General features: G+C 59.2%; 20 protein-coding genes. 17 read left to right on the forward strand and 3 right to left on the reverse strand.

Annotated features, from left to right (window positions below):
• Positions 1 to 5: 5 nt before the first annotated feature.
• The 14 genes from dppC to AB6T85_RS09435 all read left to right on the forward strand — a co-directional run bounded on the left by dppC (position 6) and on the right by AB6T85_RS09435 (position 19,068).
• A complete protein-coding gene (gene dppC / locus AB6T85_RS09370; protein WP_253456542.1) occupies positions 6 to 908 on the forward strand; it encodes a dipeptide ABC transporter permease DppC in 903 nt (300 codons plus the stop codon).
• A 9-nt stretch (positions 909 to 917) separates the two neighbouring features.
• A complete protein-coding gene (dppD, locus tag AB6T85_RS09375) occupies positions 918 to 1,907 on the forward strand; it encodes a dipeptide ABC transporter ATP-binding protein (protein WP_125289282.1) in 990 nt (329 codons plus the stop codon).
• Positions 1,894 to 2,919: a dipeptide ABC transporter ATP-binding subunit DppF gene (dppF, locus tag AB6T85_RS09380; RefSeq protein WP_369895378.1), complete on the forward strand. Its 1,026-nt coding sequence runs from the start codon at positions 1,894 to 1,896 to the stop codon at positions 2,917 to 2,919. The genes dppD and dppF overlap by 14 nt, the downstream gene beginning before the upstream one ends.
• Before the next feature lie 551 nt (positions 2,920 to 3,470).
• Complete coding sequence (locus AB6T85_RS09385; protein ID WP_369895380.1) at positions 3,471 to 3,731, forward strand: hypothetical protein; 261 nt, start codon at positions 3,471 to 3,473, stop codon at positions 3,729 to 3,731.
• Between the two features lie 384 nt (positions 3,732 to 4,115).
• The gene (locus tag AB6T85_RS09390; RefSeq protein ID WP_369895381.1) at positions 4,116 to 4,958 is read left to right on the forward strand and encodes an RNase A-like domain-containing protein; all 843 of its coding nucleotides are present in this window, start codon (positions 4,116 to 4,118) and stop codon (positions 4,956 to 4,958) included.
• Between the two features lie 3 nt (positions 4,959 to 4,961).
• Positions 4,962 to 5,246, forward strand: a complete 285-nt coding sequence (locus AB6T85_RS09395) for a contact-dependent growth inhibition system immunity protein (protein ID WP_253456527.1) — start codon at positions 4,962 to 4,964, stop codon at positions 5,244 to 5,246.
• A 718-nt stretch (positions 5,247 to 5,964) separates the two neighbouring features.
• Positions 5,965 to 6,795 carry a cellulose biosynthesis protein BcsO gene (gene bcsO / locus AB6T85_RS09400; RefSeq protein WP_369895382.1) on the forward strand — a complete coding sequence of 277 codons (831 nt, stop codon included), beginning with the start codon at positions 5,965 to 5,967 and terminating at the stop codon, positions 6,793 to 6,795.
• A complete protein-coding gene (gene bcsQ / locus AB6T85_RS09405) occupies positions 6,786 to 7,583 on the forward strand; it encodes a cellulose biosynthesis protein BcsQ (protein WP_253456521.1) in 798 nt (265 codons plus the stop codon). The genes bcsO and bcsQ (AB6T85_RS09405) overlap by 10 nt, the downstream gene beginning before the upstream one ends.
• 76 nt (positions 7,584 to 7,659) lie before the next feature.
• Positions 7,660 to 9,756 (forward strand): UDP-forming cellulose synthase catalytic subunit, encoded by a 2,097-nt coding sequence (gene bcsA, locus AB6T85_RS09410; RefSeq protein ID WP_369895383.1) that lies wholly within the window; start codon positions 7,660 to 7,662, stop codon positions 9,754 to 9,756.
• On the forward strand, positions 9,753 to 12,095 hold the full coding sequence (bcsB, locus tag AB6T85_RS09415; RefSeq protein WP_369895384.1) for a cellulose biosynthesis cyclic di-GMP-binding regulatory protein BcsB: 2,343 nt from the start codon (positions 9,753 to 9,755) through the stop codon (positions 12,093 to 12,095). Before bcsA (AB6T85_RS09410) ends, bcsB begins: the two co-directional genes overlap by 4 nt.
• Before the next feature lie 2 nt (positions 12,096 to 12,097).
• Positions 12,098 to 15,847 carry a cellulose biosynthesis protein BcsC gene (locus tag AB6T85_RS09420; RefSeq protein WP_369895428.1) on the forward strand — a complete coding sequence of 1,250 codons (3,750 nt, stop codon included), beginning with the start codon at positions 12,098 to 12,100 and terminating at the stop codon, positions 15,845 to 15,847.
• Positions 15,847 to 16,311: a cellulose biosynthesis protein BcsD gene (gene bcsD / locus AB6T85_RS09425; protein WP_253456512.1), complete on the forward strand. Its 465-nt coding sequence runs from the start codon at positions 15,847 to 15,849 to the stop codon at positions 16,309 to 16,311. The genes AB6T85_RS09420 and bcsD overlap by 1 nt, the downstream gene beginning before the upstream one ends.
• Before the next feature lie 11 nt (positions 16,312 to 16,322).
• On the forward strand, positions 16,323 to 17,321 hold the full coding sequence (locus AB6T85_RS09430) for a family 8 glycosyl hydrolase (protein ID WP_301251504.1): 999 nt from the start codon (positions 16,323 to 16,325) through the stop codon (positions 17,319 to 17,321).
• Between the two features lie 244 nt (positions 17,322 to 17,565).
• Positions 17,566 to 19,068: a T6SS phospholipase effector Tle1-like catalytic domain-containing protein gene (locus tag AB6T85_RS09435; RefSeq protein ID WP_369895385.1), complete on the forward strand. Its 1,503-nt coding sequence runs from the start codon at positions 17,566 to 17,568 to the stop codon at positions 19,066 to 19,068.
• Positions 19,069 to 19,100: 32 nt separating this feature from the next.
• Here the strand turns inward: AB6T85_RS09435 and bcsG are convergent, their stop codons facing one another.
• The 3 genes from bcsG to bcsE are packed head-to-tail and all read right to left on the reverse strand — an operon-like array spanning position 19,101 to position 22,464.
• Positions 19,101 to 20,753, reverse strand: coding sequence for a cellulose biosynthesis protein BcsG (gene bcsG, locus AB6T85_RS09440; protein ID WP_369895387.1), 1,653 nt, complete (start codon positions 20,751 to 20,753; stop codon positions 19,101 to 19,103).
• Positions 20,750 to 20,935, reverse strand: a complete 186-nt coding sequence (bcsF, locus tag AB6T85_RS09445) for a cellulose biosynthesis protein BcsF (RefSeq protein WP_253456500.1) — start codon at positions 20,933 to 20,935, stop codon at positions 20,750 to 20,752. The genes bcsG and bcsF overlap by 4 nt, the downstream gene beginning before the upstream one ends.
• A complete protein-coding gene (bcsE, locus tag AB6T85_RS09450) occupies positions 20,932 to 22,464 on the reverse strand; it encodes a cellulose biosynthesis protein BcsE (RefSeq protein WP_369895388.1) in 1,533 nt (510 codons plus the stop codon). The genes bcsF and bcsE overlap by 4 nt, the downstream gene beginning before the upstream one ends.
• Before the next feature lie 176 nt (positions 22,465 to 22,640).
• On the opposite strand from bcsE, the gene bcsR reads away from it, so the two are divergent.
• Genes bcsR through bcsA (AB6T85_RS09465) form a run of 3 tightly spaced genes read left to right on the forward strand, consistent with a single transcriptional unit; the run spans position 22,641 to position 26,154 of the window.
• A complete protein-coding gene (gene bcsR, locus AB6T85_RS09455) occupies positions 22,641 to 22,835 on the forward strand; it encodes a cellulose biosynthesis protein BcsR (RefSeq protein ID WP_369895389.1) in 195 nt (64 codons plus the stop codon).
• On the forward strand, positions 22,835 to 23,563 hold the full coding sequence (bcsQ, locus tag AB6T85_RS09460) for a cellulose biosynthesis protein BcsQ (protein WP_253456491.1): 729 nt from the start codon (positions 22,835 to 22,837) through the stop codon (positions 23,561 to 23,563). The genes bcsR and bcsQ (AB6T85_RS09460) overlap by 1 nt, the downstream gene beginning before the upstream one ends.
• Complete coding sequence (gene bcsA / locus AB6T85_RS09465; RefSeq protein ID WP_369895391.1) at positions 23,560 to 26,154, forward strand: UDP-forming cellulose synthase catalytic subunit; 2,595 nt, start codon at positions 23,560 to 23,562, stop codon at positions 26,152 to 26,154. The genes bcsQ (AB6T85_RS09460) and bcsA (AB6T85_RS09465) overlap by 4 nt, the downstream gene beginning before the upstream one ends.
• Positions 26,155 to 26,160 lie beyond the last annotated feature (6 nt).

Here is a 26,160-nt window from a genome sequence, read left to right on the forward strand (position 1 = left end):
TTCGTATGTCTTTAGTCGATCCGGGCAGCGTGCCCGCCGCACCCAAGCCGATGACCCCTTTACAGGAGTTCTGGCACTACTTTAAGCGTAACAAAGGCGCCGTTGTCGGTCTGGCTTACGTGGTCATCGTGTTTTTTATCGCTATTTTCGCCAATTTTATCGCGCCGCATGCGCCGGCCGAGCAGTTCCGCGACGCGCTGCTGCATCCGCCGGTCTGGCAGGAAGGCGGCAGCTGGCACTATATCCTTGGTACCGACGATGTCGGTCGCGACGTGTTGTCGCGTCTGATGTACGGCGCGCGCCTGTCGCTGCTGGTCGGCTGCCTGGTGGTGGTGCTGTCGCTGATCCTGGGCGTGATTTTCGGGCTGATCGCCGGCTACGTCGGCGGCACCACCGACGCCGTCATTATGCGGCTGGTCGATATCATGCTGGCGCTGCCGAGCCTGCTGCTGGCGCTGGTGCTGGTGGCGATTTTCGGGCCGTCGATCGTCAACGCCTCTATCGCGCTGACCTTTGTGGCGCTGCCGCACTATATCCGCCTGACGCGCGCGGCGGTGCTGGTCGAGGTCAGCCGCGACTACGTCACCGCTTCCAACGTGGCGGGCGCGGGCGCTATTCGGCAGATGTTCGTCAATATCCTGCCCAACTGTCTGGCGCCGCTGATCGTGCAGGCTTCGCTGGGCTTCTCCAACGCCATCCTTGATATGGCCGCGCTGGGTTTTCTGGGAATGGGGGCGCAACCGCCGACGCCGGAGTGGGGCACCATGCTCTCCGACGTGTTGCAGTATGCGCAGAGCGCCTGGTGGGTCGTGACCTTCCCGGGGTTGGCGATCCTGCTGACCGTGCTGGCGTTTAACCTGATGGGCGATGGCTTACGCGATGCCCTTGACCCGAAACTCAAGCAGTAAGAGGCAGCGATGGCGTTATTAACTGTAGACAAACTGTCGGTGCATTTCGGCGACGAAAAAGCGCCGTTCCGTGCGGTAGACCGCATCAGCTATCAGGTTGAGCAGGGCCAGGTGGTCGGCATCGTCGGCGAATCCGGCTCCGGCAAATCGGTAAGTTCGCTGGCGATTATGGGGCTGATCGATTTCCCCGGCAAAGTAATGGCCGACAACCTGCTTTTTAACCAGCGCGATCTGAGGCGCATTTCTGAAAAAGAGCGCCGTCAGCTGGTGGGATCGGAAGTGGCGATGATTTTCCAGGATCCGATGACCAGCCTGAACCCCTGCTACACCGTGGGCTACCAGATTATGGAAGCGATCAAGGTGCATCAGGGCGGCAACAAAAGCACGCGTCGTCAGCGGGCTATCGATCTGCTGAACCAGGTCGGCATTCCCGATCCGGCCTCGCGGCTGGACGTGTATCCGCATCAGCTTTCCGGCGGGATGAGCCAGCGCGTGATGATCGCCATGGCTATCGCCTGTCGGCCAAAGCTGCTGATTGCCGATGAGCCGACCACGGCGCTGGACGTGACTATCCAGGCGCAGATCATCGAGCTGCTGCTGGATCTTCAGCGGCAGGAAAACATGGCGCTGATCCTGATCACGCACGATCTGGCGCTGGTAGCCGAAGCGGCCCAGCACATCATCGTGATGTATGCGGGCCAGGTGGTGGAAACCGGTAAGGCGGTCGATATCTTTAAGGCGCCGCGCCATCCGTACACCCAGGCGCTGCTGCGCGCGCTGCCGGAGTTTGCGGCCGACAAGGCGCGGCTGGCCTCGCTGCCGGGCGTGGTGCCGGGCAAGTACGATCGGCCAAACGGCTGTCTGCTGAACCCGCGCTGCCCGTACGCCACCGATCGCTGTCGGATTGAAGAACCTGAACTCCGTGATATTCCGGGACGCCAGTCCAAATGTCATTACCCTCTGGATGATGCCGGGAGACCAACCTATGAAGCCATCTGATTCCACCCTGCTGATGCAGGCGATCGACCTGAAAAAGCACTACCCGGTGAAGAAAGGACTGTTTGGTCAGGAGCGCCTGGTGAAGGCGCTGGACGGCGTCTCGTTTAACCTGGAGCGCGGCAAAACGCTGGCGGTGGTAGGCGAGTCGGGCTGCGGCAAATCGACGCTGGGCCGCCTGCTGACCATGATCGAAACGCCAACGGAAGGGCAGCTGTTTTATCAGGGCCAGGATCTGTTAAAGCATGACCCGGCGGCGCAAAAGCTGCGCCGGCAAAAGATCCAGATTGTGTTTCAGAACCCCTACGGCTCGCTGAACCCGCGCAAAAAGGTCAGTCAGATCCTGGAAGAACCGTTGCTGATTAACACCAGCCTGAACAAGGCAGAGCGCCGCGAAAAAACGCTGGCGATGATGGCGAAAGTGGGGCTGAAAACGGAGCATTACGATCGCTATCCGCATATGTTTTCCGGCGGTCAGCGTCAGCGTATCGCCATCGCGCGCGGGCTGATGCTCGATCCCGACGTGCTGATCGCCGACGAGCCGGTTTCCGCGCTCGACGTGTCGGTACGCGCGCAGGTGCTGAACCTGATGATGGATTTGCAGCAGGAGCTGGGCCTCTCGTACGTTTTTATTTCGCACGATCTGTCGGTGGTCGAACATATCGCGGACGAGGTGATGGTGATGTATCTGGGACGCTGCGTGGAGCGGGGCAGCAAAGAGGCGATTTTTGCCAATCCGCGCCATCCGTACACCCAGGCGCTGCTTTCAGCCACGCCGCGCCTGAACCCGGACGAGCGCCGCGAGCGTATCAAGCTGACCGGCGAGCTGCCAAGCCCGCTGAATCCGCCGCCGGGCTGCGCGTTTAACGCACGCTGCCGCCGTCGCTTTGCGCCCTGTCCGCAGATCCAGCCGCAGCTGAAACAGTATGGCGAGCAGCAGATCGCCTGCTTCGCTGTCGATCAGGATGAGGGACAGCCGGTGCCGGGCGGCCAGCAGGCGGTGGCGCAGCCTTAAGCTTACCGACCAAAGGCCGCCAGGGTAAAACTGGCGGCCTTTTATGTTACAGCGGCGCGGCTTTTCGGTGCCGTCTGCTTCCGGACGTTGTCTCAGAAAACGGCTGCGTTTTCTGCCACTGGCTTTCATTTTTATGGGCTACTTCTCAATAAATTAAAAGAAAGAAGGTATATTTTTGACACCAAATATCCTGAAGTTGAAAAGTACGGACATATAGCACTTGTCGGGCTGCGTTATAATTATAAAGGCAAAGAAATTAAGCACGCCGATAGTTGGAAAGACCGGAAAAAAGCATCAGGAAATCACAATGGCCAAATGAATTTATAAACAAATTACCGGTGAATTGTATCTCGATGGAAAATTAATCGAAAGAGGTTATTCCGGCATACTGACAAACAAAAATAACCCTGATCGGGAGCAGGTTCGCGGTATGGGGCCAATCCCGCGAGGAACGTGGAAAATCGGCAGTGCCGGAACGAGCAAAGCCCCGCTAATCATTACCCTGTATACCCGGCAGCAAATGTGCCGCACGTGGTCATTATGCTGAAGAGATGCTCTTATCTGCTATAACTAAAGAAGGCGTTAAAGGTATTGAACGGGATAAAAAAACGGTCGAAGTGCTTAACATCTCTCCCGTTTTCGAGGCTCTGGCACGTCAGTTTTCTCGAAAAGACGCGAAAAATGGTAATAGTCTCTCGCTCAAAGATTACTACGGTATTTACCACGAAAATGGTGTCATGAATTTAACGGTGAAATACACCTCGTCAATGCTAAAGGTGCAAAAAATGCCTATATTTCCTCCAGCTTGTTAAATAATGACGGATGTTACGTCCGATTTAATGGGTATTTAATATTCTCCCGTGGATTTTTAATGTCATTGTATCTGACAAGGTGTCTACAGGCCGCTGTTGAGCTGCGGCCATAGCTTTACGGTAAATAGCTTCTGTTAGTGAATAAGCTACAATTAGAACGTTTCTTACATCAGCATAGGATTGGACTAAAATATTGGAAAACGTCTGGTGATATGTCGATATTTATAATTTATCAACAGCGGATTTACCAGAAGAAATAATATATCAGGGTTATGCAAAAGCGGGCTTTTTTCTTAAAAGATAAAATCAGTGGCGGGATTAGCTTTCTCACTGTTGCTCAGAGCCTTACTATTTGCTCTGCAAATTATCGGACAAGGAAACGTTATGGAAAACGGTTTCAGTATTGCGATGACGCCGGTTCAGCTTGCCGCAGTAATGGAAGATGAAACGGCAACGGGTGACTCAATCAGTAACCGCATCTGGGGCGGAGTGGGCTTTCTCGGAAGTATTCTTGAACTGGCGAGCGCGACAGCCCTCTGTTTGGTGCCAGAGCCAACCGGTTTAACTAAAGCAGGCTGCATCATTGTTGGCGCACATAGCCTCGATGGTATTAGTTCATCAGCCTACCAGATCTATACCGGCAAACAGACCGCATCAATGACCGCTCGCGTTACGGCGGGTATTGCCAGTGAACTCGGAGCTTCAAATGAAACGGCTAAGCAGATTGGTATAGCTGTTGATATGGTGATACCGTTTGCTGTGGCAGGATCTGCGCGCGTAGCCTCGGTCAAAATGGGGCAGATCCGGTTGATGGAATACGAAGCGCAAAAGGGACTAAAAGGAGGTGGACACACTATTAAGAAACATGTTGGCAAAACAGAGTCGGATATGAGGGATAAAATTCAGCGCGGTCTGCAATCAGGCACGCTTTCCCCTGTTACTGGCAGTGTGAGTTCGTTTTATGATTTGAAAACGGCTGAAAAGGCATTAAGTAAAGCGATTAAAGCTAACCGGGGAAGGATCAGAGCGTGGGCCAGAAGTACTCCTGCTGACCGAAAGGATTTATACCTCGAACTGCGATATGCGCACAGTAGCTCGGTTGGTACTGTTATTAAAGTACAAACGGGAAAGTTAGCTGAAACAAATAAATTCGAATTGGTCATTTATAAAGAGCAATATAATAATCGCCCTTACTATATTCTGACTGCTTACCCAATCCTGGATTAATTTATGAAAAGATACGAATCGATTCGTCTCTTCTTCCGGATTTTTTTTAATCCGGATTGGGGGGACACCAGCCAAGAAATCGTGAACTCCTATGTTGATCATCTGGATGGGGCTGATGATAATCTCGCTGAGGAAATTGACGATTTTTTAGAGCGCTATCCGGACAATAAATCAGCCAACCCGGCTCTGGAAGAAATATGTGGGACAAGTATGGCTTTTTTGCGCCCTTCGCCCGTAGAATTTTTGAGATGGCTTTCAGCCTCCCTGAAGCAAAAACGTGACGGGTAGAGATGCGGCCCGCCGTCTGGCGGGCACTATCATGACCAGACTCCTCACAGACACCGCGCATTAGCGTGGCTTGCTTCACAGCCACCATCATCTTACGCAAAACGGTTTCCGGTTCTGCTGATTGAGTTAACTCCAGCTCATCGTGCCGCAGCGTGCAGACTCCTTACAACGGCGTTGGATTGCGTCTGTCCCTTACTCTACCGTTGCTGCGGCCTGGCAAACTTCTGACATAGTAGCCCCGTATGAATCAATCAGGTTTTTTCCACTTGCCGTTCGCCTGGTGCCCTGTGCAAACGATTAGCAAAAACGAGCGATGGTGGCAGATTTGACTTAGCGTAAGTATTTTATCGCCACTGACAGATAAAGGCCTGTGAGCACGTAATAACGTCAAACGTCAGAGGCAATAAAGTGCTTTATGTCAAATTAACCGCCGTCTGACGAATGTTTGGCTTACGCGCCGCGTAAAAAGCGGCGCGCTTTATGCCGTCTCTGTCCGCGATTAAAGCAGCATGCCATTGACTTAATGTAAGACAATTATTTAATTAAGCCAAATAATAACTGACCTGATTGATAGCCTGCGTAATTATTATTGTGCCGCAAGCGGTTAATATAATTACAGGCCAACAGCTTTTTTTATCAGCGGTAAGAATAATCTGATGTAGTTAAAAATTGTATGATATATTGCCGCCAGTTTTCTTATTATCCCGCGATCGTTCCCATGAAAAGCTATGACGACCTGCAGCGTTTTAAAGAAAAAACGCTAACAAACCATATCGAATTCAAAGATATGTCTGAACAGACACGGAATGCCGATCAGACCAACTGGGCCATCATCAGGCAGCTGATGAACGAGGGCGCAGAGCCAGCGCTGGGGAACGGTCAGCGTACGGATGTTGCCGCACCGCAGCCTGCCGCCGCCGATCTCTTTAGCCAGCCCGCGCCGGTGAAAATCCCGGCGCAAGCTTCAGCGCCGCTTTCCTCCCGCGTGGCCGCGTTTGTGGCGGCTAAACCGGCGGCGCAGAGTGGATCGCTGCTGGAGAGCATTTCCGCCTCGCTGAAGCCTGCGGCCCAGCCTGGGTTGGCTTCGCTGCCGGAAGCCGCTCGCGTGCAGGAAACGGTTTCGCTGTCGGCAGGCGCTTATCCGCAGGGATCTGCTTCGCCGTCGGAAACTGTCGGCACGCAAATAACAGCTTCCCCGCTGGAAACCGCTCGCGTGCAGGAAACGGTTTCGCTGGCGGAAGCGGTTCGTCTGCAGGGATCCGCTTTGCCGTCGGAAACTATCCGCGCACGGATGCCGGAAACCGCTCGCGCATCGTCGCCGATAGCCCCATGTCTGCCAGGCGCTTCGCTGCTGGATGCGGTGCGCGCCCAGCCTGTGCCGTCAGACATCGCCCGCCCGGCGTCCTCGTCCGTCCCGCCAGAAGCCGGTCAGGCAGCGCGTTTTAAGCCGCTGTTCAGCGTTTCCGGCGTCCGCGCGGCGGAAGAAAAAGCCTTACCGAAAGAGACTCTGCTACAACCCCTGCTGGAGAAAATCGCCCTATGCCGTTAGTTTGTGTTTGTTCTCCAAAGGGCGGCGTAGGGAAAACCACCCTGGCCGCCAACCTGGCCTATACGCTGGCACGCGGCGGCAGCAAGGTGCTGGCGATCGATTTCGACGTGCAGAACGCCCTGCGCCTGCACTTTGGCGTGCCGCTCTCCGACGGGCGCGGTTTCGTGGCCAGGTCGGCGGAATCGCCGGACTGGAGCCAGGCGATCCTGACCACCGGTGGCAATATTTTCGTGCTGCCGTACGGCGACGTGTCGGAAGCGCAGCGCATTGAATTTGAAAGCAATCTGGCCAACGATGCCCACTTTCTCGCCCGTGGACTGCAAACGGTGCTCAACTATCCCGGCCTGATTATCGTGGCGGATTTTCCGCCCGGCCCCGGCCCAGCCCTGAAGGCGATGACCGATCTGGCCGATTTACACCTGGTGGTGATGCTGGCGGATACCGCTTCGCTGTCGCTGCTGCCGCAAATCGAAAACGAAAAGATGATCGGCGGCGCGCTCAATCACAAAGCCGGCCATTTCTTCGTGCTTAACCAGAGCGACAGCCGCCGCAATATCAGCCGCGACGTGACGGCCTTTATGCAGCAGCGGCTGGGCGACAGGCTGCTTGGCGTGGTTAACCGCGACGAAAGCGTGGCGGAAGCGAACGCGTCACAGCAGTCGATATTCGATTTCAGCCAGGTTTCCGCAGCCGCTTTCGATATTGAGCTGGTCGGCAAAAGGGTTGCCGCGCTGCTGGATATTAAAGTCGGCGACGGCGAGCTGCAGGCGCCGCTGACCTCGCGCTAAACCGCCCGTAAAGATAGCTTCCATGCCGGGGCGCTGCTGCGCTCCGCAAGTTCTCGTTTTGTTTTCAGGATGACTTATGAAAAAAGTCCTGTATTACCTGCAGCTGCTGATATTATTTCCGCTGGCCGCAGTGATTGTTATCACGCCGATGGACAGCCAGAAACAATATATTTTCGGCCTGATCGCCATCGCCCTTCTTTTCGTGCTGGGCCTTAGCAAAAGCCGTAAAATTACCATGGTAATGGTGTTTCTTTCGGTCTTGATGTCAACGCGATATATATACTGGCGCGCGACGGAGACCCTGGCTTTTAATTCCGAAATCGAAGCTATATTGGGCGTCGGCTTATTTATTGCCGAGGTATATGTCTGGGTAATTTTGCTTTTAGGCTATCTGCAAACGTCATGGCCGTTAAAAAGAACCATTGAGCCGATGCCGGATGATATCAGCCTGTGGCCGACCGTCGATATTTACGTGCCGAGCTATAACGAAAGCCTGGACGTGGTGCGTGATACCGTGCTGGCCGCGCAGTGCATCGATTACCCTCGCGACAAGCTCAAAATTTATCTGCTGGACGACGGCAAGCGCAGCGAGTTCGCGGTTTTCGCCGCCGATGTCGGCGTGGGCTACATCACGCGCGATGACAACCGCCACGCCAAGGCGGGCAATCTGAATCACGCGATGACCATCACCAAAGGCGAGCTGATTACCGTTTTTGACTGCGACCACGTGGCGACCCGAACGTTCCTGCAGGCCACCGTCGCGCCTTTCCTGAAAGATCCCCAGCTGGCGCTGCTGCAAACGCCGCACTATTTCTATTCGCCGGATCCCTTCGAGCGTAACCTGAAGGCCGCGCGTGAAATCCCGAACGAAGGCGCGCTGTTCTATGGCCCGGTTCAGCAGGGCAACGATAACTGGAACGCGACCTTCTTTTGCGGCTCCTGTGCGGTTATCCGCCGCAGCGCGCTGGAAGAGATCGGCGGCTTCGCCACCGAAACCGTGACCGAAGATGCGCATACCGCCCTGAAAATGCAGCGTCGCGGCTGGAAATCCGCTTTCCTGGCGCTGCCGCTGGCCGCCGGTCTGGCGACCGAACGTCTGGGCCTGCATATTATTCAGCGTACCCGCTGGGCGCGCGGCATGACGCAGATTTTCCGCGTCGATAATCCGCTGCTGGGGCGCGGTCTGAAGTGGCAGCAGCGTCTGTGCTACCTGAACGCCATGCTGCACTTCCAGTTTGGCCTGCCGCGCGTGATCTTTCTGACCGCGCCGCTGGCTTACCTGCTGTTTGACCTGAATATTATTCACTCTTCCGCCAGCCTGATTTTCGCCTACGTGCTGCCGCATCTGGTGATGTCGCTGTACGTCAACTCCAGGATGAACGGGCGTTTCCGCGCCACCTTCTGGGGCGAGATCTACGAAACGGTGATGGCTTTCCATCTGGTTATCCCCACGCTGCTGACCATGATTTCGCCGAAGCACGGCAAATTCAACGTCACCGACAAAGGCGGCCTGCTGAATACCGGCTTTTTCGACTTTAACATCGTGCGTCCGCACGTAATCTGCGCCGCCCTGCTGCTGGCGGGCGTGGTCAGCGGCGTCGTGCGCGCCGCAGCGCATAACTATTTTGGCGTCGATCCTTACGTTATCGCGCTTAACGTCGGCTGGGCGCTGTTCAGCCTGATTATTCTGATGGCCGCGATTGCCGTGGCGCGTGAAACCAAACAGACGCGCAAAACCATTCGTATCGACGTCGATATTCCGGTGATCATGCATTACGCCAGCGGCATTTCGTCGCGCTCCACCACGGTGAACCTTTCTATGGGCGGCGTGCAGGTCACGGCGCCGGACAGCCGTCATGAAACGGACGATATCGAGGCGATCGATTTGATGCTGCACTCCGGCGCGATCTCGCTTCCTGTCAGCACGATTGGCGCAGATGACGGCGTGATCCGTCTGCAATTTGCCGAAATTCCGCTGTCGCGCCGTCGTGAACTGGTGCGCGTGGTGCTCGCCCGCGCCGATGCGTGGATCAAGCCGGAAGGGCCGAAGGACAAGCCGCTGCGCTCGCTGTTGACCATCGTCCGCACCGTCTTCGAACTGTTTTGGCTCACCTGGAAAGACCGACGCGCCAAACGTCAGGCACTCAAGGCCAATGAGGATAGCGCGGCATGAAAAAGCTTTTAGCCATCCTTTGTCTTGGCGCCATGACGCTGGGACAGGTGTATGCCGCCGACAGCGTGACGCAGGACAGCAGCGCGCTGTCGCAGATCCCGCCGCCGGCTGGAACCGGAGCGGCAGAAGACCTGCCGCCGCTGCCGCCCATCGCCGATAACGCCGCGCCGGTGGCATTACTGAACCAGCCGCTGACCAGCACCATCTCCGTGGCGCAGATGGGCCAGGCCAACGGCATTCTGCTGACCGGCAGCCAGCTGCAGTCCGGCATTGTCTTTACGCTGCCCGCTGATGAGGTGATCACTAATGCGCGGCTGAATCTGTCGCTCAGGGTCTCCAAAGCGCTGGCGGCGCGCAACGCTTCCATGCAGCTGATGCTGAACGGTCAGCCGCTGGGCACGCTGCCGCTGAGCGCTTCCGACAGCGCCAGCGAAGAGTATCAGCTGGATATTCCGGCCGCGATGGTGGTGTCCAGCAACAACCTGAGCTTTAAGATCAACGACGCGGATCGGCTGCTGTGCGAGCGCGATAACGATCGCTATCAGGTGACTATTCTGCCTGCCACCACGCTGGCGCTTGAAGGACAGCAGCTGAATATCGGCAATAAACTGCGTAATTTCCCGCGCCCGTTTATTGATGCGCAGCGCATGACGCCCGCCAGCATAGCGATGGTGTTTGGCGCGGCCGTCACGCCGGGCAAAGTCAGCGCGGCGGCGACCGTCTCCTCCTGGCTGGGGATCCAGACCGACTATCGCGGTGTCAACTTCCCGGTATTGCGTAACGATATGCCGGAGAAAAACGGCATTGTCTTCGCGAAGCCAGGCGAAACCATCGCAGGCTTAACCGTGCCGCAGGTGAACGGGCCGACGTTGCAGATGGTCGATAACCCGATTAACCCGGTTTACAAGCTGATGCTGGTGATCGGCAATAATGATGACGATCTGCGTCAGGCCGCGTGGCGACTGACCCAGCCGCTGAGCGTTGACAGCGACTCGCTGGCGGTCGGTCGCCAGGCAATTCCCGCGAGCAAGGCCTATGATGCGCCGCGCTGGATCAACACCGATCGGCCGGTGCGCCTGAGCGAGCTGTTGCGCAAGGATCAAAGCCTGACCACTACCGGCATCTGGCACGATGCCCTGAAGGTAAACTTCCGCGCCGCGCCTGATTTATTTCTGTGGGATGGCGAAACGGTGCCGGTGCAGCTGAACTATCGTTTCCCGTCGGAAAGCTGGATTGATGAAGATAACTCCTTCCTCAACGTCAGTCTGAACGGCACCTTCCTGCGCAATCTGACCGTAAATAAAGTCGGGCTGCTGGAAAACATCTGGCACCGGCTGGGCGGCGACGCGCGTCAGGAGAAATACACCCTGAAGTTCGACCCTTATCTGATTTACGGCGACAACCAGCTCCAGCTCTATTTCAACATCAAGCCGAAGGCCAGCGCGCCGTGCAGCGTACTGACCAATAACAACATCAAAAGCCGCATCGAGGATGACGCCTGGATCGATTTGAGCCATACGCGCCACTTCACTCTGCTGCCGAATCTTTCCTATTTTGTCGGCGCCGCTTTTCCGTTTACGCGCTTTGCTGACTATTCGCAAACCGTGCTGCTGCTGCCTGCCTCGCCCAGCGATGCGGAGATCGGCGCGCTGCTGGATATGGCAGGACGTGCCGGTAGCGCTACCGGCGTGGCGCTGAGCGGCAACCGCGTGCTGTTCGGCGTGCCCGCCGGCAAGCCTGACTGGCTGCGCAACAGCGACGTGCTGGCGTTCTCCACGCTGGCGCAAAGCGACTTCAACCAGGCGCTGCTGCGGCATTCGCCGTTTGAAGTCAATGGCCACACCCTGGGCGTGAAAGAGCCGACGCTGCTGGATAACCTGCGCGGCTGGCTGGCCGGCGACTGGAGTCGCCAGGCGGTGGATGCGGATCGCTATTTCTCTTCTAACGAAGACTGGCGCGGTTTTATCAGCTATCGCTCGCCGTGGAGCCCTTCACACGTGGTGGTGGCGACCGTAGCGACCGACGATGCGCAGCTGGCGAGCCTGCATAATGACCTGAAATTGCAGCGCATTAACGCCGGGATCCGGGGCGATACCGCGATAATCACCGGCGAAAACGGCATCCGCAGTTTCCGCGTCGGCGCGCAGTTCCCGAGCGGGGAAATGCCGTGGTACATGATGGTGGTGTGGTATGCCAGCCAGCACGCGGTCGTGCTGGCGCTGATAGCGCTGCTGCTCTCCACCATAGTGGGATTGAGCACCTTTATTTTGCTGAAGCGGCACGCCTGGAAACGGCTGAATCCGCAGCACGAGCGGCAGACGCCGGGCGAGAAAAAATGACTATGACGATCAAAACGCTTATCGCGCTGGGCCTGCCGTGCATTACGCTGGCGGCGGGCGCGGCTTCCACCGGCGCTAATCCGGCCCTGCAGGCGCTGTTCGACCAGGCTAACTACTGGCATCAGAAGGCGCATGACGAGCTGGCGCGTGACGCGCTGAATAAGGTGCTGATGGTGGACGGCAATAACGTCCAGGCTCTGTATCTGATGGCGCTGTGGGCACAGCAGAGCGGCGATAAAACAACGGCGTCCGCCTTCCGCGAGCGGCTCAGCAAAGCGTCGCCAGAGGATACACGGCTGAGCGAGCTGGATAACGCCCGTCAGCTTCAGTCCATCCCTGCGGCGCAGCTGGCGCTGGCGCGTCAGCAGGCCCGCAGCGGCAATATCGCCGCCTCGCTGCAAACCTGGCGCAACACCTTCAGCGGCAACGAGCCGCCGGCCAGCGTGGCCGCCGAATACTATCTGACGATGGCGGGCGACCGCACGCTGCTGCCGCAGGCGGTTGACGCGCTGCGCCAGTTCGCCGCTGCCCATCCGCAGGATACCGGTGCCAGGCTGGCGCTGGGCAAGGCGCTGACCTACGACGCCGCCACCCGACGCGAAGGCATGGAGACGTTAAGCGGCATGGCAGAGGGCAATGACGATGCCGATCGCTCGCTGCGCCAGGCGATGCTGTGGCTGGCCGCGAAGCCGGAAGACGCGCCGCTCTACCAGGCGTGGCAGCAGCGCCATCCGCAGGACAGCGCGGTAATGGACTATTTCCGTAAAAACGCGGGCGGTGCGGAAAAAGGCGAAGGCTTTACCGCGCTGAACAGCGGCGACGTGTCCGGTGCACAGAACGCCTTCGATCATGTCTTGCAGGCCAATCCCGAAGACGCCGACGCGCTGGCGGGGCTGGGCTATGTGGCGCAGCGCAGCGGCAACTATGCGGCGGCCGCCGACTACCTTGAGCGCGCGGCGAAGCAGGGCGGCGATAACGGCCAGCAGCGCCAGCAGCAGGCTGCCGATGCCCGTTTCTACGGCCAGCTGGCCGCCGCGCAGCAGGCGCTGAAGACAGGCGACGTCGCGCAGGCGCTGAGCCTGAGCGAGCCGCTGAGCCAGGCGGAAGGCGAAAAAGGCATGGCGGCGAAGCTGTTCCGCGCGGACGTGCAGCGCCGCAACAATCAGTTGGACGCCGCCGAACAAACCTATCGCGCCATTCTGCAAAGCGATGCGGATAACCGTCCGGCGAAGGAAGGCCTGTTTTACGTGCTGCGCCAGCAGAACCGGGGCAGCGAGGCCAACGCGCTGCTCGCCGCGCTGCCGGAAAGCGTGCGGGCCAGCGTCGCGCCGCGTCCCGGTGTTACCAGCGATCCGCTGCGCCGCGAAGCCAAACAGGCGGCGCAGTCCGGCCATCCTCAGCGGGCTATTGCGCTGCTGTCCGCCGGGATGCAGCGTTTTCCGAACGATGCCTGGCTGCGGCTTGACCTGGCTCGCCTTTATCAGCAGCAGGGCGATACCGCGCAGGCGGCTGGCGTGATGCAGCCCGCTTTCCGCGCCAGCGCCGGCAGCAGCGAAATCTATGCCGCCGCGCTGTTCGCCAGCGAAAGCGGCGCCTGGCAGCAGGCGCAGTCGCTGCTGGCGCGCGTTCATCAGCAGAACGGCGACATGCGTGAACTTTCTCGCCGCGTGAACTTCAATCTGCAAATGGCGGTCGCGCAGCAGTATCTGGCGCAGGGATCGACGGCCGCCGCGGCCAACACGCTGCGGGCGCTGACGCTGAATCCGCCAACCAACCCGGCGGACGCGGGCAGCCTGGCGAAAGGGCTGGCCGACGCGGGCGATCTCAATGCGGCCGTCGCCGTGGTGCGCGGCAATATGCAGCGCGGCGTACAGGGCAACGCGGGCGATTATGCGCTTCAGGTCGCGGTGCTGAACCAGGCCGGACTGAGCGGCGAAGCGCAAAGCTTCCTGAGCAGCCCGACGCTTCAGGCTAACAGTACGCCAGACCAGCTGGCCGGTATCCAGAACGGCTATCTGATCAACGAAGCCGAACGTCTGCGCACTCAGGGCAAATATGCGGCGGCCTACGACAAGCTGATCGGCGCGCTGCAGCGCGATCCGCAGAACAGCGATCTGATGTTTGCGATGGGCCGCCTTTATCAGTCCGGCAAAATGAACAAAGAAGCGGGCGTGGTTTATGACTACCTGATGACCCGCGACACGCCAACGCAGGATGCGCGCGTAGGCGCTATCGACGTGGCGCTGGCGACGCACGACCTGGCGAAAGCCAAAGCGCTGATGGCGGGATTACAGGGCGAACAGACGCCGGAGCGCCTGCTGTTGATGGCGCGCGTGGCCGAAGCCGACGGTGACCATCAGCAGGCGCTGGCTTATCTGCGCAGCGCGCGCGGCGGGATGATTGGTTTGCAGGGCGGCCCGACGCCGGTGATTGGCGGCATGGCGCTGGCGGATAACCCGTTTGTGGATCGCACCACGCTGATAGCGCGCAAATCGCCTTCCGCCTACGGCGGCGTAATGCCGTGGCAGCAGGCGCCGACGGGTAATGGCGCCGACACCGAAGCAGCCTCGCAGCAGGCGCGAACGCTGCACCAGATCGATACCATGATAGACGGCTTACAGGAACGTACCGGCAGCTGGGCGCAGGGCGGTGTGCAGGTCAGAGGACGCGACGGCGAAACGGGCCTGAGCAAGCTGACCGAGGCTAAAGCGCCGCTGAGCTGGTCAAGCGTGCCTTACGGCGATACGCGCTTCAACTTTACGCTGACGCCGGTGACGCTCAACGCGGGCAGCGCGTCGGGCACGTCGCTCGCGCGCGTTGGCACCCAGGCGCTGGAGCAGGGCCGCATCGCCCAGGCGAATAACAGCGCGCCTTCGGCCGTGCTGCTCAACTCGCCAGGATCGCAGACCGCCTCCGGTGTAGAGGTCAACCTGGGCCTGACCAACGACAACTTTAAGATCGACCTGGGATCGACGCCGCTGGGTCAGGATCTCAGCACGCTGGTGGGCGGCATCCAGTGGTCGCCGAAGCTCACCGACTATCTGACGCTGATCCTGACCGGCGAACGGCGCGCCGTCACCGACAGCCTGCTCTCTTATGTCGGCACCGAAGACAAGCTGAGCGGTAAAAAATGGGGCGCCGTCACCAAAAACGGCGGCAACGCGCTGCTGAGCTATGACAACGGCGACGCCGGTTTTTATGTTGGCGCAGGCGGCTACAGCTATATCGGTGAGAACGTTGCCAGCAACCAGAGCCTGAACGGCACGGCCGGCGCCTACGTGCGTCCTTATCACGACGGTAACAGCGAGCTGAAAACCGGCATCAGCATGAGCTGGATGGATTTCTCAAAGAACCTCAGCTACTACAGCTACGGCCAGGGCGGCTACTTCAGCCCGCAGGATTTCGTGGCCGTGTCGTTCCCGGTGGACTGGAGCAAAAACTACGACGATCTGAAGGTGAAAATGGGCGGTTCCGTGGGCTATCAGTCTTACTCCCAGGATCGCAGCGCCTACTTCCCGACCGATCCGGGCAAACAGGCAGAGCTGCAAAGCTACTATGACGCCGGTTACGCCACCGAGGCTTACTACGCGGGCGGCAGTAAAAACGGCATTGGCTATAATCTTCATGCGGGCGCGGCTTATAAAGTCAGCAAGGACGTCACCGTTGGCGGTCAGCTGGGTTACGACACCTTTGGCGACTACAACGAGAGCACGGCTCAACTTTACTTCCGTTACAGGCTCGGAGACAAATAATGAGTGAATTTCAGGAACGTACCCTGAACTACTACCGCCAGCAGCAGTATCAGCCCGGCTGGTTCGATCTGCTGAGCCTGATGATTAACGGCATGCTCAACAACGCGGGCGAGCAGGAAAGCCACGCGTTTTTACGGCAGATGGGCGACAGCCTGGCCGGTCGTTATCCGCTGGGCGCGGCGCGCACCGTTGGCGAGCTGGAACAGCAGATCAATCTGGCGCTGGCGCGCTTTAACTGGGGTTTTGTCGACGTGCAGCCGCATGAAACCGCGATGCTGATCCACCATATGGCCCTGCCGTCGGCAGGCGGTCAGATGGATGACCGACAGTGGCGGCAGGCGCTGGGCGCGGTGCTGAGCGGCCTCTACGCCCGCTGGCTGGGCGAGCAGGGCGGCAGCCCGACCGTTTCGCTGACCTGCCTCGATACCGGCAGCACGACTGCTACTTTTCGCTATCAGCTGTAAGGAATCTATCCATGACTCTGCTCAGGGCGAGCGTATTGATGATTGTAATGGTGCTGGGCTGTATGCAGGCCAGCGCCGCCGACGGCTGGAGCACCTTTAAAAGCCGCTTTTTAACCAGTGAAGGCCGTATTCAGGATACCGGCAACAAAAATATCAGCCACACCGAAGGCCAGGGCTACGGCATGCTGCTGGCGGTCGCCAATAACGATCGCGAAAGCTTCGCTAACCTGTGGAACTGGACGCAAAAGCACCTGAAAAACCCGCAAAATGGGCTGTTCTACTGGAAATACGTGCCTGACGCGACCGATCCCGTAGCGGATAAGAACAGCGCCTCCGACGGCGATGTGCTGATCGCCTGGGCGTTGCTGCAAGCGGGCCAGAAATGGCAGAACAACGCCTGGCTGCAGGCGTCCGATGCTATTCAGCGCGCCATTGTCGCCAAAGAAGTGATTACCTACGCGGGCCACACCGTGATGCTGCCGGGCGATCGGGGGTTTAATAAAACCAGCTACGTGGTGCTGAATCCTTCTTATTTCCTGTTCCCGGCCTGGCGGGATTTTGCCGCGCGCAGCCATCTTAAGGTGTGGACGAACCTGATCGACAGCGGGATGGATCTGCTGCCGAAAATGCGTTTCGGCGACGCCGCGCTGCCAACCGACTGGGTAGCGCTGAACGCTGACGGCAGCGTCGCGCCCGGCATTGGCTGGCCGCCGCGCTTCTCTTACGATGCTATCCGCGTGCCGCTTTATCTCTACTGGTACGATGCGCAGAGCCTGCAGCTGGTGCCTTTCCAGCATTTCTGGACGGGCTTCGCGCGTGATAAAACGCCCGCGTGGATCGACGTCAGCAACGGTAATAAGGCGCCTTACAATATGGCTGGCGGCCTGCTGGCGGTGCGTGATTTAACCCTGAATCAGACCGGCTACCTCAGCGACCAGCTGACGGAGGATCAGGATTATTACTCTGCCAGCCTGCAGCTGCTGGCCTGGCTGGCTTATAAGAGCCAGTAATATCCTTTCCGTGACGATTGACCTTCCGCAACGGCCCGTCTGTTGCGGAAGGTTTCCCGTCTGCCGTCGTGCGCGTTCTCTTCGGCGATACAAGACCACCTCCTTCCCCGCCTGAAATAATTAACAATTTGAATACCCTACTAATTTTTACCGCGTGCCCGGCAAAATTGGCGACGGTAAATCCCTTGTATTGATCCGGCTATAGCGGCTTACTGGCCGCCCCTGAAACTGACCGGATACCCAGATGAGCCTGCTACTGCGCGCCTCTGCGGACGACCAGAGCGCACAGCAGCAAGCCGTCGTCACTCTTACCCTCGGCATCTTTTTTGACGGCACGGGCAATAACGCGCTGAACGCCCGCAGCAGTCTGGAGACGGGCGGCCCTGCGCCGGAGGACAGCGAAGCGCTGGCGGCCTGGCGGCAGGCCGCAAAGCAGACGCTGGGCTTTCGCGATAGCGCCCTCGGCAGCCATATTGGTCACTACACCAACATCCATCGGCTGCATTCGCTGTACGCTACCGATCTTGCTGGCGGGCAGATCCAGCAGCGTCTTTATATCGACGGCATCGGCACGGAAGCGGGCGCGGCGGACAGGGCGCTGAATATGGCGTTCGGCACGGGCAGCCGGGGCATCGTGGCGAAAACCAACAACGCCGTTGCCGCGCTGGTTGAGGCGCTGCGCGATTACGCTATCCGCCAGCCGAACCTGGTTATCAACGAGCTGCAATTCGATCTTTTCGGCTTCAGCCGGGGCGCCGCCGCCGCGCGCCATTTTGCCAACCGCGTGTTTAATGGCGACAGCGCCCTTATTGAAGCGATCGAAAGAGGGCTGGAGGGCGTGGAATATCGCGGTTCGCCAGCCGGGAAAACCCGTTTTCTGGGCCTCTTTGATACGGTAGCCGCCGTGGCGACGCTGGCGAACGGTCTGAACCCTAACAGCGCGGACAGCGGCGACGTCAATCTGGCGCTGCGGCCCGGCGTGGCGGAGAAAGTCTTTCATCTTACCGCGCAGCACGAATGCCGCTTTAACTTCGCGCTGAACAGCGTGCGGCCTGCCTGGCCTGAGGTGGCGCTGCCGGGCGCCCATTCGGATATCGGCGGCGGCTATCACGCTGTCGAACAGGAAAGCTGTTTTCTGACCCGCCCGCAGTTTGAAACCGTGCCGCTCTCTACCCCGGACGAAGAGACCAGGGTCTACCGCGCCGCCAGCAAAGCGCTGGAGGCCCTGCGCGGCTATCCGGCGATTGCGCCTTACGTTGATAACGGCGAGGTAGAAATACGCAGCTGGTTTGACGACAGGATGCCCGCCGATCGCTACGGAATGCTGCAAAAACGCAGCGGCGCGGCGGCGGTACTGCGGCGCACCGTGCGCAACGACTGGGCGAAAGTGGCGCTGAGGGTGATGATGGAGGCGGCCCGGGCGGCGGGCGTGGTATTTACCGCTATTGATGAAGCCGACCAGGCGCTGGCGCTACCGGATAAGCTGCTGCCGCTGTGTGACAAAGCGCTGGCGCTGAGCCATGCCGCTCGCCACGGGCGGGAAGCGGTCGGCTTCAGCGAGGAGGAAATCGCTTTACTGGCGGCAGACTATCTGCACTGTTCGGCCAACTGGAACGAGGTGCAAACCGATGCTGACGGCAACATTATTCATGCCGTCAGGCCGGTTGAGCAGGGGGCTTTCGTTAATCGTCCCGATAACCGCTGGCGGCGCACGGTGTACGATCTTAACGGCAAAAAAATGACCTGAGCAAAAAGGGGCATCTGCCGATGCCCCTTCCGCTATTGCGGATAGGCCACCCAGTCGCCGCCGTTCAGCCGGATCCACGGCTTGCCCTGATACATCATCACCACCGCGTTGTCGTTTTCCGACACCACCTGCGTTTGCGGCAGGTTTTCGGTCAGCACCGACATATTGACGTTGGCGGCGTTGAACACCTGGCCGTCCACCACGCGGGAAACCAGATCGGAGAGCGCCAGCAGGCTGGTGGGCGCCTCCACGGTCATCGGCTGCGCCTGGTGCGGCGCTTTCATCCCGGCAAACTTAATGCCGACGGGCACGTGCGTGATGTGCGGGCTGGGGATATCGCGCAGGCCGGACATCTGCATTTTATCGCCCTCCAGCGCCGCGCCGTGCTCCGGCACGATCATCACCATCACCCGACGCCCCGATTTATCCAGATTGGTCAGGAAGGTATCAAGCTGATCGAACAGCAGCTTAGCGCGCGGCTGCCAGGCGGCGGTTTTGGTGCTGCCCAGCTCGCGGGTGCCGTCGTGCAGCGGGATCAGGTTATAGAAGGTGGCGGTACGGGCGTCCGCGCTCTTCTGCCGCTCATCCAGCCAACGCTGCATCAGTTCGCCGTCGTTAAAGACCGGCGTGCTGTCGAACGAGGTCCAGGACGCGCTGATACCGGCCTGCGACATCAGCGGCGCCTGCAGGTCGCCATCGTTGCGCAGCTCCTGCAAATAGTTACCGAACACGCCGGTATGATCCATCATCAGCTGCTCTTTAAAGCCCAGCTTTGCCAGGTTATCGAACAGATAGCAGCGGCGATCGGTCGGCTTATAAAGATCGCTGTGCGAGGTTTGGCCGCAGCTGGCGCGCAGCAGACGGATCCCCGCCGGGCCGCTGTAGCCGGTGGCGGAGTTATAGTTGTTCAGCACGATATCGAAATGCTTCCACAGCGGATGATCGCGTAGCTGAGCCACTTCCGCATCGGACCACGAGAGCGAGCAGATGTTGACGATCAGAATATCGAACGGCGCTGAATCGGCAGGCAACGTGTCGGGAAAAGTCGTTACGCGCTGTTTTTCGCTGGCGTAAAACTTATTCAGATAGGCGGTCAGGTTGGCGCTGGTCGGCGGCGCCGACTGATCCATCGCGTTGGCGTTGGCCGCGGCTTTGTTCGGCTGCGCCGCGGTATTCAGCGCCACCGGCGGCGTCGCCTCTTTGGTCGGCAACAGCGCGAAGGAAGGCCCGGCCATATTGACCACGTTGATCCACAGCAGCATCAGCGACACCAGCACCGACACGCGCACCCACTGGGAGACAAACAGATAGATCACCAGCATCACGAACCCGGCGCCAATCATCTGCCAGTTAACGAAACGGTTAACCAGATCCAGCAGATAGGCGCCGGAGAAACCGGCCAGCTGGCTGCCTTCGCTGAGAATACTTTGCGGGCCGGGCAGCCAGGTATCGTGCCAGAACAGGCCCAGGCCGATGGGAACGGAGATCCAGTTGCGCCAGCGGTGCAGCCGCTCGTTGGGCAGCGGCAGCAGCAGCCATGCCAGAAATACCAGGTTGGTCAGGGCGTGGAAATTCAGATAACCAAACCACAGCAGCGCGAATTTGATCAGGAAATAGAAATTCCAGCCGCCGAGACCGCGCCAGTGCAGCAGGAGCGTCGGCTTTCGGGTCTTTGGTTGACTCATGTCTTATCCGATTTTGAAGAGTTACGCCGCCAGAGGCCTTCGTACTTCAGCGCGCGAGGCGGCGTGACCCGCAGCACCAGTCCCCGCCACTGCCTGGGCAGCCAGCGGGCGTAAAAGGGTTTCAGTAACAGCAGCAGCAGCACCGCCAGGATCAGGATTTGCACTCCATCCATTAATGTCATGTCGTGGTGTCCTGGCCAAGGGTGATATTGTGCGGCTGACGGCGCGCCTGCGGAGCGGTCACGGCCGACGCGGACGGCGCGGCGACAGGCGCGGGCGCATCCCGCCAGGCGGTCGGCACCTTGCTGGTCAGCTGGCGGACTTCCGACAGGATCTGCAAGTCTTCATGCCAGACCAGCCGGTTGGTAAAAATCTCGTCGTGCGGCAGATGAAAAATAAATTTCAGTGCGGTATTCAAATCGCTGAAGCGGCAGGAGGAGAGAAACAGATAGAGCCGGTCGTCCAGCAGGGTAACCAGATCGCCGTAGCGACGCGGCTTACACAGCGTCAGCGCCTGCTCCGGCTTCAGCTCCGGCACGGGACGCAGCGCCACCAGCAGCCCTTTGCCGTTTTCCGGCAGCAGCGTATTGTTCACCAGCAGCGTCACCGACTGGCAAAAGTCCGCCAGCGGCAGATAGCCACGCGCCTGCAAAGGCTGCATCGACTTCATCAGCGCGCTGAGATCGCCCGGCACGTGGCGGTTATAGGATTGTCCCTGAATGCCTTCCAGCATGGTCAGAAAGCGCGACATGGTGGCGTTGATCGGCACGATGCTGTTGACGCCGCAGGCCAGCAGCAGCCGCTCGTCGCTGTAGCGCAGCGACGCCCGCATTTCCCGCACCACGATTTTCAACCCGCTGCCGCGCGTGCGGCGCAGGCTATGGATCTGTTCCGCCAGCGCCGGGATCTGGTCGTTGTGCTGTAGGCTGAAAATCACCGTTGCCGCGCTGGCCTGCTGCGCGCGGTTGTGCAGTTCCGCATTGCTGTCAAACAGCGTCCACTGGCTCGACAGCGGCGGCGCGCCTTCCAGTACTGTTTTCTCCGCCAGATAGAGCGCTTCGTCGTTCAGCGTCAGCGGCGTGCTTTGCTCTGCCTCCAACAGCCTGAAGTGGTCCATATTCAGATCCAGACGTAATGCGCGATCGGCCAGCATTCCGCCGCTGTTAGCCCACCAGTTGATGCGGTAATCCCAGCAGTCCTGCTGCCAGTCCAGCTGCGCCAGGCCATCGACATGACGATAAAGACTTTGCAGCCGGGTGCGCAGCGCGTTGATTACTGAACCAAAGCTAATGATTAGCAGCGTGATGGGTTTAGCATTAAGAAAGTGTTGTATCTTTTTTGTCCACAGCCGCAGCTCGTCCTGACTTAACTTTTCCCACAGGGAAGCGGGGGCAAAAAACAGGACCAGACGAGGTTTTTCTGACAACACGCGAGCCAGATCGTCGGTAAAAGCGTGCAGCGCCCGACGGGTCTCCGGCAGAGAGAAAAGCGGGATGGCCGCAGGCCCGCCGACGGGCGCGGGCGAAAGCAGCGTATCCGGTGCCAGGCCTGACGCTATCAGCGTAACGGTATGCTGCGCGGCGATACACTGACGGGCCAGACAACGGGCGTCTTCCTGACGGTTGGCCGTCAGCCAGTAACATCCCGACGGCTGCATCAGCATCAACTCATCTCTGACCTGTTCAAATCCTAACGTAAATGGAGGTGTCATAAGATATTTCGCAACCCGGCTTGTTCTACGGCTAGAGTGTAGTCCAGTTAAAAAATGAAGTAGCATCATTGTATTCTGGCTAATATACATTACAACTTATAGCAAACCGACCTGCACCCGACCTAAGAATTTTCTTGCTCGGGGGGAATTTTTTGCTGCCTTCTGGGGCTATCTCTATGAGTCAACAGTCTGACAAAACGCGGCCGCTGGCGCGTGGAACCCAGGACGATATTGCGCAACTGGAACGCGCTTTTTCGCTACAGAACTGGCGCTATATCGATATCGATCGCCAGGAAAGGCTGGCCGGGATCCTGGACCGCTGGCCGCTGCTGGCCGAGCTGGCCGATCCTACGTCGTCCGGAGAGCAGTAATGGCGGTGATTGCGCTACAGAGCGTCAGAGGCGGCGCCGGGGCGACCTCGTTGACCGCTGCTTTTGCCTGGGCGCTCAATCAGCTGGGCGAACAGGTCATTACCGTCGATTTATCGGCCGATAATCTGCTGCGGATGCACTTTAATATGCCGGTGGGGCAGTCGCGCGGCTGGCTGCGGGCGGCCATGGACGGGCAGCCGTGGCAGCAGAGCGCGCTGCGCTACGCGCCGGGGCTGGATTTTGTGCCTGCGGGGCGGCTTAACGACGATGAACGGATGGATTTTATTCGCCATCCGGAAAAATACGCCCACGCCTGGCTGACGCAAATCGACGCGTTAAGAAAGCTCTACCCCTGGATCCTGCTCGACGTGCCCTCTGGCGATACGCCCTGGACGCGAGCCATGGTGGCGCTGGCCGACCATATCCTTAGCGTGGTGACGCCGGACGCTAACTGTCATATTCGTTTGTTTCAGCAAACTTTCCCCACCAACACGCTGTTTCTGCTCAATCAGTTTTCCCCGGTCAGCAAGGCGCAGCAGGATCTGCATCAGCTTTGGGTCAACAGCCTGAACAACTTTATTCCTTTAACCCTGCATCGTGATGAAGCGGTGGCGGAAGCGCTGATGAGCAAGCAGCCGCTGGGCGAATACCGGCCACACAGCCTGGCAGCGGAAGGCATGATGACCTTCGCCAGCTGGGCGCTGATTAATCTGCAGGCGCGCGCATGAGGTCGCTGCACTGGCTATTGATGCCCGCCGCAACGGCGGCGCTGCACGAATGCTATGCGGGCTATCGCCAATACGGCGCGTCGGCGGCAACCGCCGCGCTCCAGTGCTTCTGGGTCACGCTCGGCTGGGCCTTCCTCCGTTTTGAAACGCCAGCCTGGCAGCGGGTTCAGGCGCAGCGTCGCCGCCTTTATCCGCATATTTCGCCGGAAAGGCCGCATCCTGCGGATATTTTACGCTATCTGCTGCAAACGCTGTGGCTGCTGCTGGTGGTTCCTTTTAACGGCGTCTCGCTCAGCGAGCGTGCAGGCCGCTATACCCTGAGAACGCCGCGCCAGCGCTTCTATAACTGGCTGGACAAGCTGCTGGAAAAAGCGGCCGCGCGCGACATGGAAAAGCGGGTTGAACGCCAGCTGCGTCGCGTGCCGCCAACGCTGCGTAAAGCGCTGTTCGGCGTGGCGATTGCGATCGCTACGGCGCTGGCGCTGCTTTGCATCTCGCAGCCGTTCGATCTCTTTACGCAGTTTATCTTTGTCGCGCTGCTGTGGGGCGTGGCGATGGTGGTACGGCGCATCCCTGGCCGCCTGTCGACCATGATGCTGATCGTGCTGTCGCTGACGATTTCCTGCCGCTATCTGTGGTGGCGCTACACCTCGACGCTGAACTGGGACGATCCGCTGAGCCTGACTTTCGGCGTGCTGCTGATCGCGGCGGAAACCTATGCCTGGGTGGTGCTGATCCTCGGCTATTTTCAGACCCTGTGGCCGCTTAATCGTCCGCCGGTGTCCATGCCGGAAGATATCAGCAGCTGGCCGACGGTGGATCTGCTGGTGCCGACCTATAACGAGCCGCTGAGCGTGGTGAAGCCCACGCTGTACGCCGCGCTGGGTATCGACTGGCCTAAAGACAAGCTCAATATTTACGTGCTGGATGACGGCAATCGAGAGGAGTTCCGCGCCTTTGCGGAGAAAATCGGCGTGCACTACGTGGCGCGTCCAACGCATGAACATGCCAAAGCGGGCAATATCAACCACGCACTGCGTACCCATTGCCGCAGCGAGTTCGTGTCGATTTTTGATTGCGACCACGTGCCAACGCGCTCGTTCCTGCAAATGACGCTGGGCTGGTTTGTGAAAGACCCCAAACTGGCGATGCTGCAAACACCGCACCACTTTTTCTCGCCCGATCCTTTTGAACGCAATCTGGGCCGCTTCCGCCGGACGCCGAACGAAGGCACGCTGTTCTACGGGCTGGTGCAGGACGGCAACGACGTGTGGGACGCTGCGTTTTTCTGCGGTTCCTGCGCGGTGATCCGACGTACCGCGCTGGATGAAATCGGCGGTATCGCGGTGGATACCGTGACCGAGGATGCGCATACCTCGCTGCGCCTGCACCGCAAAGGCTACACCTCCGCCTATATTCGTATTCCGCAGGCGGCCGGGCTGGCGACAGAAAGCCTGTCTGCCCATATCGGGCAGCGCATCCGCTGGGCGCGCGGCATGGTGCAGATTTTCCGGCTGGATAATCCGCTGACGGGCAAAGGGCTGAAGCTGGTGCAGCGGCTCTGCTACGCCAACGCCATGCTGCACTTCCTTTCCGGCATTCCCCGGCTGATCTTCCTGCTCGCGCCGCTGGCTTTTCTGCTTTTTCACGCCTACATCATTTTTGCCCCCGCGCTGGCTATCGCCATTTTCGTGCTGCCGCATATGCTGCACACCAGCCTGACCAACTCGCGTATTCAGGGCCGCTGGCGACACTCGTTCTGGAGCGAGGTCTACGAAACGGTGCTGGCCTGGTATATCGCGCGGCCGACCACGGTGGCGCTGTTCAATCCGCATAAGGGCAAATTCAACGTGACGGCCAAGGGCGGCCTGGTGGAAGAGCAGCATCTCGACTGGGTGATCACCCGGCCCTATATGCTGCTGGTGCTGATTAACGTCGCCGGTCTGATAGCTGCCGTCTGGCGGCTGAACTATGGCCCGCCCACGGAAATCCTGACGGTGCTCGTCAGCGTGGTCTGGGTGATTTACAACATGATTATCCTGGGCGGCGCGGTGGCGGTTTCCGTCGAGGCGCGCCAGCTGCGTGAAGCGCACAGGGTAGAGATCGCCATGCCGGCGGCGCTGGCTCGTGAAGATGGCCATATGCTGCCGTGCACGCTGCGCGACTACTCCGACGGCGGCGTCGGCCTGGAGCTGCGCGAGGAAAACCAGCTGAAGGAACATGAAAAGGTCTGGCTGCTGCTGCGGCGAGGCCAGCAGGAATTCAGTTTTCCCTGTGTGGTGCAGCGTACCTTTGGCCGCCGTGCCGGGATCCGCCTGCATGAGCTGACTACCGGACAGCACGTGGAATTTATCCAGTGCACCTTCGCCCGCGCCGATACCTGGGCGCTGTGGCAGGACAGTTTTCCTGAAGACAAACCGATGCAGAGCTTCGCTGACATTATGGTGCTGGGCTTTAAAGGCTATCTGCGCCTGGCGGAGTACGGCCCGCAGCCGCTGCGCGGGCTGTTTGCCGGGCTGACGCGTCTGACCAGCTGGCTGGCTTCCTTTTTCCCGAGGGGCCCAGGGCGACCCGATCCCACGATCCACTGACGCAAA

The organism is Erwinia aeris (genome assembly GCF_041224955.1).
GTDB classification, from domain to species: Bacteria; Pseudomonadota; Gammaproteobacteria; order Enterobacterales; family Enterobacteriaceae; genus Erwinia; species Erwinia aeris.

Coding starts and splice junctions, on each gene's coding strand:
- dppC (WP_253456542.1), top strand. CDS start 6: ATGTCTTTAGTCGATCCGGGCAGCGTGCCCGCCGCACCCAAGCCGATG.
- dppD (WP_125289282.1), top strand. CDS start 918: ATGGCGTTATTAACTGTAGACAAACTGTCGGTGCATTTCGGCGACGAA.
- dppF (WP_369895378.1), top strand. CDS start 1,894: ATGAAGCCATCTGATTCCACCCTGCTGATGCAGGCGATCGACCTGAAA.
- AB6T85_RS09385 (WP_369895380.1), top strand. CDS start 3,471: ATGCTCTTATCTGCTATAACTAAAGAAGGCGTTAAAGGTATTGAACGG.
- AB6T85_RS09390 (WP_369895381.1), top strand. CDS start 4,116: ATGGAAAACGGTTTCAGTATTGCGATGACGCCGGTTCAGCTTGCCGCA.
- AB6T85_RS09395 (WP_253456527.1), top strand. CDS start 4,962: ATGAAAAGATACGAATCGATTCGTCTCTTCTTCCGGATTTTTTTTAAT.
- bcsO (WP_369895382.1), top strand. CDS start 5,965: ATGAAAAGCTATGACGACCTGCAGCGTTTTAAAGAAAAAACGCTAACA.
- bcsQ (WP_253456521.1), top strand. CDS start 6,786: ATGCCGTTAGTTTGTGTTTGTTCTCCAAAGGGCGGCGTAGGGAAAACC.
- bcsA (WP_369895383.1), top strand. CDS start 7,660: ATGAAAAAAGTCCTGTATTACCTGCAGCTGCTGATATTATTTCCGCTG.
- bcsB (WP_369895384.1), top strand. CDS start 9,753: ATGAAAAAGCTTTTAGCCATCCTTTGTCTTGGCGCCATGACGCTGGGA.
- AB6T85_RS09420 (WP_369895428.1), top strand. CDS start 12,098: ATGACGATCAAAACGCTTATCGCGCTGGGCCTGCCGTGCATTACGCTG.
- bcsD (WP_253456512.1), top strand. CDS start 15,847: ATGAGTGAATTTCAGGAACGTACCCTGAACTACTACCGCCAGCAGCAG.
- AB6T85_RS09430 (WP_301251504.1), top strand. CDS start 16,323: ATGACTCTGCTCAGGGCGAGCGTATTGATGATTGTAATGGTGCTGGGC.
- AB6T85_RS09435 (WP_369895385.1), top strand. CDS start 17,566: ATGAGCCTGCTACTGCGCGCCTCTGCGGACGACCAGAGCGCACAGCAG.
- bcsG (WP_369895387.1), bottom strand. CDS start 20,753: ATGAGTCAACCAAAGACCCGAAAGCCGACGCTCCTGCTGCACTGGCGC.
- bcsF (WP_253456500.1), bottom strand. CDS start 20,935: ATGACATTAATGGATGGAGTGCAAATCCTGATCCTGGCGGTGCTGCTG.
- bcsE (WP_369895388.1), bottom strand. CDS start 22,464: ATGACACCTCCATTTACGTTAGGATTTGAACAGGTCAGAGATGAGTTG.
- bcsR (WP_369895389.1), top strand. CDS start 22,641: ATGAGTCAACAGTCTGACAAAACGCGGCCGCTGGCGCGTGGAACCCAG.
- bcsQ (WP_253456491.1), top strand. CDS start 22,835: ATGGCGGTGATTGCGCTACAGAGCGTCAGAGGCGGCGCCGGGGCGACC.
- bcsA (WP_369895391.1), top strand. CDS start 23,560: ATGAGGTCGCTGCACTGGCTATTGATGCCCGCCGCAACGGCGGCGCTG.